Source organism: Arthrobacter sp. Br18, assembly GCF_000520555.1.
GTDB lineage: Bacteria > Actinomycetota > Actinomycetes > Actinomycetales > Micrococcaceae > Arthrobacter_D.
This window is the reverse complement of sequence record NZ_AZSA01000277.1, coordinates 1-5046: the sequence shown is the minus strand read 5'-3', so window position 1 is coordinate 5046 and position 5046 is coordinate 1. Positions and strand designations below refer to the sequence as shown.

At 62.6% G+C, this 5046-nt stretch carries 3 protein-coding genes and 3 pseudogenes; 2 read left to right on the top strand and 4 right to left on the bottom strand.

The genetic code is table 11. The features are described from left to right. A pseudogene (locus Y704_RS23775) lies at positions 1-142 on the bottom strand (ISL3 family transposase); the annotation flags it as partial. Between the two features lie 229 nt (positions 143-371). Between Y704_RS23775 and istA the strand changes: the two are divergent. Both istA and istB read left to right on the top strand, forming a co-directional pair. Then, a pseudogene (gene istA / locus Y704_RS18260) lies at positions 372-1874 on the top strand (IS21 family transposase); the annotation flags it as partial. Next, positions 1871-2695 (top strand): IS21-like element helper ATPase IstB, encoded by an 825-nt coding sequence (gene istB / locus Y704_RS0101975; protein WP_026548882.1) that lies wholly within the window; start codon positions 1871-1873, stop codon positions 2693-2695. The pseudogene istA and the gene istB, both read left to right, overlap by 4 nt. A gap of 118 nt (positions 2696-2813) precedes the next feature. Here istB and Y704_RS0101970 read toward each other — a convergent pair whose 3' ends face one another. The 3 genes and pseudogenes from Y704_RS0101970 to Y704_RS18250 all read right to left on the bottom strand — a co-directional run. Next, positions 2814-3356 (bottom strand): hypothetical protein, encoded by a 543-nt coding sequence (locus Y704_RS0101970; protein WP_026548881.1) that lies wholly within the window; start codon positions 3354-3356, stop codon positions 2814-2816. Continuing rightward, complete coding sequence (locus tag Y704_RS18255) at positions 3353-4003, bottom strand: RNA polymerase sigma factor (protein WP_081747352.1); 651 nt, start codon at positions 4001-4003, stop codon at positions 3353-3355. Before Y704_RS18255 ends, Y704_RS0101970 begins: the two co-directional genes overlap by 4 nt. A 184-nt stretch (positions 4004-4187) precedes the next feature. After that, a pseudogene (locus Y704_RS18250) lies at positions 4188-4947 on the bottom strand (HAD-IC family P-type ATPase); the annotation flags it as partial. Positions 4948-5046 lie beyond the last annotated feature (99 nt).

The window sequence follows — 5046 nt, the reverse complement described above, 5'->3', positions numbered from 1 at the left end:
GGCACCACGGATCCGCCTCGACGACACGGCACTCGATCACTGCCTGACCGGGCCCAAGGTGCTGCCCGACGGCTTCCAGGCCCAGCTCATCGAGCCGGCAGAACGTGGTGAGGTCAGGGCGAACGAAGGTAGCGTTGAACACGTCGAGGTCTTTCGGCTGGGCAGTGTGAGAACTTCCATCATCGGAAGGCCTCGACCTCTATCTCGTCACCGACGCGCCCGCCCCGGCTACACCCCGCCTGCACTCTCGTTTGCGATGAGCCCCTTGACCCCGGAGTAACCGTAACCGGCGCCCTGTTTCTTGTATCCGTAGCTCGCTTTGATCGTGTCATCGATATCCACCAGGGCCAGCTCATCGATCCCGGTGGTGATCGGGGAAGCTGGAGGCTTTCAAACCACTGATCGATGTGATGTTGCTGGAGGATGTGTCGGCTCCGCGGAAGCAGCGTCATACCGCCCGGCGGGTCCTTGCCCGTCTGGTCGATGAGCATGGCCTGGATGAGGTGTCGTATTCCACGGTCCGTGATTACGTGCGTGCCCGGCGGTCGGAGATCGATGCTGAGGCGGGCCGGCACCGCGAGGTGTTCGTTCCGCAGGACCACGCACCTGGTGCTGAAGCGGAGGTGGACTTCGGGGATGTGTGGGTGATTCTGAACGGGGTGAAAACCAAGTGCCAGCTCTTCGTTTTCCGCCTCTCGCACTCGGGGAAGGCGGTCCATCGGGTGTACCCGTCCTGCGGTCAGGAGGCGTTCCTCGAGGGCCATATTGAGGCGTTCACCATGATCGGTGGGATCCCGACCCGGCATATCCGCTACGACAACCTCAACAGTGCGATCAAGAGCGTGCTCTACGGAAAGGGACGGAATCGGGTTGAGAACGACCGGTGGACGTTTTTCCGCTCCCACTACGGTTTCGATGCCTTTTACTGTCAGCCCGGGATCGAGGGTGCGCACGAGAAGGGCGGGGTGGAAGGCGAAGTGGGTCGGTTCCGCCGCAACCACCTGAGTCCCATGCCGGTCGTTGAGTCCCTGGCCGAACTCAACGAGAATATCAAAGGTTGGGATGAGGCTGATGACCGGCGCAGGATCAGCAACCGGCTACGCACCGTGGGCGCGGACTTCCTCACCGAGAAACCTCTTCTGGCGCCCTTACCGGTCGAGGTGTTCGATCCCGGGCTGGTGCTCACTCCACGGGTGGATCGTTCCTCGATGATCACGGTGAGGATGGCGAAATACTCCATCCCGGCCCGGTTCATCAACCGGAAAGTACGGGTCTCCCTACGGGCGTCGGAGCTGGCGGTCTTCGACGGGCGAACCTTGATCGCGGTCCATCCTCGGGTCGTTGCCACGGGCGGGCAAAGCGTTGACCTAGATCATTACCTGGACGTGCTGAAAACCAAGCCAGGCGCATTACCCGGGTCCACCGCACTTGCCCGCGCCCGCGCTGCAGGGACGTTCACCAGCGCCCACGAAGCGTTCTGGGCCGCCGCCCGGAAGACCGACGGAGACGCAGCAGGCACTCGCGAACTCATCGACGTCCTGCTACTGCACCGGTCCATGGACACCACCGACATCGTCGCAGGGCTCACCACCGCCCTCACCGTAGGGGCGGTTACTGCTGATGTGGTGGCCGTGGAAGCACGGATGGCCGCCGCCGGCCGGGGCCACCCGAATTGTCATCCCGCCGTTCCACCCGTTCCTGTCGGGCAGCAGGTTGTCAGTCTCACTCAACGCCGGCTCACCGACCCCGCCGCGGTTATCGCAGGCCTGCCAGCGGACACACGGAGCCTTCCATCCGTGGCGGCGTATGACCAGCTCCTGAAACTCAAACCACCGATTGCCGCCACGTCACCATCAAGAGAGCAGATCTCATGACCCCCACCGCGTCTCCCACGACTGTTCCTGGTGTTTCCCAGTCATTGCGCCGGCGCCGCGGCCTTACCGAGGAAGCCGCTGTCGCCGCCGTGGACCAGGCGTGCCGGCAACTTCGCCTGCCCACGATCCGGGCAGTCGTGGATGAAGCGATCACCACCGCGAACAAGGAACAACTCTCCTACCAGGGATTCCTGGCTGAACTGCTCCTGGCCGAGTGTGACGACAGGGACCGGAGACGGTCCGTCCGACGGGTCAAAGCCGCCGGCTTCCCGCGGGACAAATGGTTGGGTGACTTCGACTACGAAGCAAACCCAAACATCAACCCCGCAACGATCAACTCCCTGGCCACCGGGGACTGGATCCGCAAAAGCCAGCCCCTATGCCTGATCGGAGACTCAGGGACCGGCAAATCGCATCTGCTCATCGGGTTGGGTACCGCAGCCGCGGAAAAGGGATACCGGGTCAAATACACCCTCGCCACCCGGCTCGTGAACGAACTCGTCGAAGCCGCCGACGAGAAGATCCTGGCCCGCACCATCGCCCGCTACGGACGCGTCGACCTGCTCTGCATCGATGAACTCGGCTATATGGAACTCGACCGCCGCGGCGCGGAACTGCTCTTCCAAGTCCTCACCGAACGCGAGGAGAAGAACTCGGTTGCTATCGCGTCGAACGAATCCTTCTCCGGGTGGACGAAAACCTTCACAGACCCCAGACTTTGCGCCGCGATCGTGGACCGGCTCACCTTCGGCGGGAACATGATCGAAACCGGCACCGACTCCTACCGCCTCGCCCACACCCGCAACAGCCTGAAGCTCTAGCAATTAAGGGTTCAGTGCCTCGCTTCGCAATGGCCTGTATGAAGAAGACCGTTATCTGCCAGCGCTACCAGTCAAGGCAACGGGGAACAAACCAAATCCATGATTCGGCGCTCAGCTCTCATTCTGCCTCTAATGCGAGACCGAGGTCAGCGCACACGGTCTTGTCGCCCGGGATGACTGCTGCTTGACCGGTGGGCATAACGCACACAGCCAGTGGAGCGGGGACCGGATGGGTCCCGTCCGGGTCATAGGCATCGGGGTCCGCACTCCCGTACGGGTCATCGGGATCGAGGATGTTCTGCGCCCAAAGATCTGCGCACAATCCGGCAGGATCTTCAATGTCGATGCGGCTGTCGGGACGCTCGGTCGTGCTGGGAATCCCGAGGGTTACCCAGGTACCGGGGAATGTATCACCATCGAGTTCGGCCCTGGCGAAGCAGGCCACATCCCCTTTGACAGTCACGGGTGTCTGGGACAGGATGACCGCGCCTCCGGTCACCAGCAAAGCGGCACCGATAGTGGTGACAGCAAGAGTCTGATTCCTTGTGGTGTGGAAGTGCTTGTTCTCGCTGGCGCCCTCTGTGGCGACGTTCAGGAGAAGTTGTTCGATGGCGGCGCTGCGTGCCGGATCGAACCGAGTCAGGCCACGGGGAGGTGTCATGGTGTTCCTTCTTCCGCTGTGAGGGGACGCGCCCGTGTGACACCGGTCGGCCCAGTCGATCCCACCGGGTTTATCTGTCCGGCAGGTGTGGGTGCCATGAGTTGGCCAAGTTTCGCCTTCGCCCGTGAGAGGCGGGACTTCACAGTGCCTGGCGGGATGCGCAGCAGTTCACTGACCTCGGTACTGGTCAGCTCCTCGAGCACACACAGGGCGATGATTTCCTGGTCCGCTCGTTTGAGGGACCGGTAAGCCTTCCGCAGAGCGAGGGCCTGTCGGTCTTGGTCTACGGTCTCCGCGACACTTTCGCTGTGATCCTGTTCCATTTCGGGCGGGGGGAGTTTGCGGATCAGCCGGTCGTACCTCAGGGCGGACCGGACCTTATTCCTGGCGACGTTGTTCGTGGTGATCAGCAACCAGCCGATCATGGAATCGTTGACGATTCTGACCCGCGTCCTACACCGCCAAGCTTCGAGGAACACCATCGCCGTGACATCTTCTGCATCGTGGGATGTCCGTACCAACCGACCCGCGTGGGTGAAAACCTTGTCTCGATGCCGGACATACACCGCGGCGAATGACGACGGCTCGCCGCAAAGCACACGAGCCCACAACACGCTGTCGGTGTCAGGCTGGTCTGGGGTCCCCATATCTATAAGTGTCCGGCACCCCTACAACGGTTCCATTAGGAGAAATCGGCGGAGTACCAGAACCGCGTGGTTGGCTAACTTGAGAAGTTAGGGGCTACCGCGGATACGTAGATGTGAGTTCCAGTGGGGCCAAATCGGGCCGTCGCAAGGGGGCCATTTGTGGTTGACATAGCCAGATCGTTTCGGCGATTGGGTGTTCGCTGGCGGTTTCCAGCCCGCCGGCTAACGCGAGGACATCCTCTTCGGGCAGTGGTCCCAAGGTGGTGACGTCGGTGACGGAGAGTTTGCCGGTAGTCGCGGTTCCGGTCTTATCCAGCACGATCGTGTCCACGGTGCGGGTGTCCTCCATCACCTGGGGGCCCTTGATGAGGATCCCGAGCTGGGCACCCCGACCGGTTCCGGTGAGCAGGCCCACCGGTGTTGCCAACCCCCGGGGCGCACGGGCAGGCGATGACCAGGACGGCCACCGCGGCGGTGAACGCAGAGGACGTGTTCCCGGTGAAAATCATTCACAGGATGAACGTGGCGACCGCGATGACCAGGACGATGGGCACGAACACGGCGCTGATGCGGTCCGCGAGCCGGGCAATGGGCGCCTTCCCGCTTTGCGCGGCGCTGACCAGCCGGCCCATCTGGGCGAGGGTCGTTTCGCTGCCGACCCGGGTCGCTTTGACCAGCAAACGCCCGCTGGTGTTCATCGTCGCCCCGGTCACCGTGTCGTCGGGGCCGACCTCGGCTGGCACGGACTCACCGGTGATCAGGGACGTATCGATCGCGCTGCGGCCCTCGACGATGAACCTGTCGGTCGCGATCTTCTCTCCCGGGCGCACCACGAACACGTCCCCCGGGGTGAGGGATCCTGCCGGGACTTTGACTTCCACGCCGTCCCGCAGCACGGTCGCGTCTTTCGCGCCGAGGTTCAACAGAGCCTTCAATGTGTTCCCCTATAGGTGCCCGGTCTCCCTGGTGCTGTTACCGGAATGTGACATTTCATACCTCGCGGGGGTATTGTCGTCGAGTGTTCTCAGCACCAGCTGGAACAC

Excerpts from the sequence above, each read along its gene's own strand:
- Y704_RS0101970 (WP_026548881.1), bottom strand. The coding sequence starts at position 3,356 with ATGACACCTCCCCGTGGCCTGACTCGGTTCGATCCGGCACGCAGCGCC.
- istB (WP_026548882.1), top strand. The coding sequence starts at position 1,871 with ATGACCCCCACCGCGTCTCCCACGACTGTTCCTGGTGTTTCCCAGTCA.
- Y704_RS18255 (WP_081747352.1), bottom strand. The coding sequence starts at position 4,003 with ATGGGGACCCCAGACCAGCCTGACACCGACAGCGTGTTGTGGGCTCGT.